The organism is Lactobacillus sp. (assembly GCF_051893255.1).
Lineage (GTDB): Bacteria > Bacillota > Bacilli > Lactobacillales > Lactobacillaceae > Lactobacillus.
The window spans coordinates 1-2,215 of sequence record NZ_JBJFHB010000047.1 but is presented as its reverse complement, the minus strand read 5'-3'; the positions used below and the strand labels follow the sequence as shown (position 1 = coordinate 2,215).

At 49.2% G+C, this 2,215-nt stretch carries 1 protein-coding gene; it reads right to left on the bottom strand.

Going from position 1 to position 2,215, the window contains the following annotated elements; genetic code table 11:
* Positions 1 to 216: 216 nt before the first annotated feature.
* Positions 217 to 2,067: a pyruvate oxidase gene (gene spxB, locus ACI4WN_RS03965; RefSeq protein WP_439777059.1), complete on the bottom strand. Its 1,851-nt coding sequence runs from the start codon at positions 2,065 to 2,067 to the stop codon at positions 217 to 219.
* Positions 2,068 to 2,215: the final 148 nt, after the last annotated feature.

Here is a 2,215-nt window from a genome sequence, read left to right as displayed (position 1 = left end):
TCCTTTAGTGGGCATGAATGAATCGGGAGTAAGACAGGCGTTGCCTGTCTTTTTTGTTTTCTCATGTGCACCTGGTGTGCAACAAGGCCAATGAAAAACGGACTGCGTGTGCAGTCCGTTTTCTTTTTTCTAAATTTTCTTTTACTTCTGCTTAAATCTTGCTAAAAATTGCTCAATTAAGTTTTGGCTAAGATTTTTTCTCAAAAGATTACCCTCCTAGTGGGATGCTCCAGAACTGGTATCAGGTGCAGTTTCTGGCGTAGAAGCGCTAGTTACGGCTTGAACCTTCAAGGCCGCCGTCTTGTCTTCAGCGTGGCCTGAAGCACCGGATGCCGTATCGACATCCAAGCCAAACTTGTCAGCAAAGTAAGAGAATGGGTGCAGGGCTTCTGCGTGGTAGTACTTCACGAATTCTGGGTCGTCCAGAGTGTTAAGTTCAGTTGAGTAAGCCATGTGCTTAGTGTACTTAACGTCGATGAAGGCCGGGCCGTCCATCTTCTTCCATTCCTTGACCGCAGCTTCAAATTCGGCCTTATCGTGAACCGTAAAGGACTTAACGTTCATCCCTTCAGCCACCTTAGCCCAGTCATTGTCTGGCAAAATGACGCCGGATAATGGCTGCTTGGATTCATCTCGCTGCTCAGCTTCGATGTAGCCCAAGGTTTCGTTGGTGAAGACCACAGTCAGGATGTGGAAGTTATAGCGGGCCATGGTGAGCAGTTCTTGGCTCATCATGGCAAAGCCGCCATCCCCTGCCAGGTGCCATACTTCCCGGTCTGGGAAGGACATAGCAGCTGCCAGGGCAGCTGGAGCCCCGTAACCCATGGTAGCGTGCAGGCCAGACGTCGTCCAGCGCTGATTGCCATTCATTTGGAGGAGCCGGCAGTGGTCCATGTTGACGTTGCCGACGTCGATGGCAAAGACAGCATTGTCAGCAGCTTCATGGTTAATGACGTCCCAAATTGGCTCTTGGCGAACCCGGCCTTCGTCTTTCAGGTGGTCGTCTTTAAAGCTGTCTACCCAGGCATCCCATTCTTCCCGGTCAGCGATAGCCGCCTTGTAAAGCGGTGACTCTTCACGAGCATCCCCATGGTCGATCAAAGCGCGGAGGCTCTTCTTGGCATCGGCTAAGATGGAAACGTCAACTGAGTGCCGCTTGCCCTGCTTTTCTGGGTCCACATCAATTTGAATAACCTTAGCGTTCTTTGGGAACCAAAGAATGGAGAATGGCGAGTTGTTGCCAACCCAAACAACCAGGTCGGTGTGGCCTTGAACTTCGTTAGGCGCCTTAGCCCCGATCCGGCCAATGGTGCCTAAATATGCCTTAAAGCTGTCTTCCACAATCCCCTTACCTAGGTATGAAGACATCATTGGCATCTTGAACTTGTCAGAGAATTCCTTCAGTTCTTTAGCTGCATGCTGAGCACCGTAGCCAAAATAGACAACTGGGTTCTTGGCTTCCTTGATCAACTTTTCAGCAGCTTCAATGGATTCTGGAGTTGGCCCTGCATAGTTGTCAGCAACGTGGTTTGGCGCTGAGACCCGGTAGTTGTCGTCAATTTCTTGCCAGCCAAAGTCCTTTGGAATAACCAAAACAGCTGGACCTTTCTTGGCATAAGCGGTCCGGATGGCGGTATCCATCAAGACTGGCAAGGCTTCCTTGGTCTTAGCTTGGTGAACCCAAACGGCAACGTCGCGGAACCATGGCATTTCGTCAAAGGCCTGGAAGAAGTTGATATCTTGCCGCGGAGCTGGCACGTTAGCTACCAAGGCAACCATTGGAGTCTTGTCGTATTTGGCATCGTAGAGGCCGTTAAAGAGGTGGGCAGCACCTGGGCCAGCTGACCCCATGCAGACACCCAATTTGCCGGTCAGCTTATATTCAGCTGAAGCGGCTAAAGAAGCGGCTTCTTCGTGACGCACTTCGATAAACTTGATCTTGTCTTGCATTTCATAGATGGCGTTCATGGTTGAGTCAAATGAGCCACCTGGAAAACCGTAAAGATGGTCAATACCCCACTTATACATGACGTCTAAAACTGCGTTAGCACCTTTAATCTTACCCATAAGTGTATCTCCTTACTAGTTTACTCAATTTTTTCACTTTACAGCTTCTATTATAGCCCTCTTGTAAGCGCTGTCAAATGGCCTTCAGTTTTTTATCAGCATCCCTGGCAAAAAAAGAAAAACATCAAGCAAATGCTTGATGTTTTGA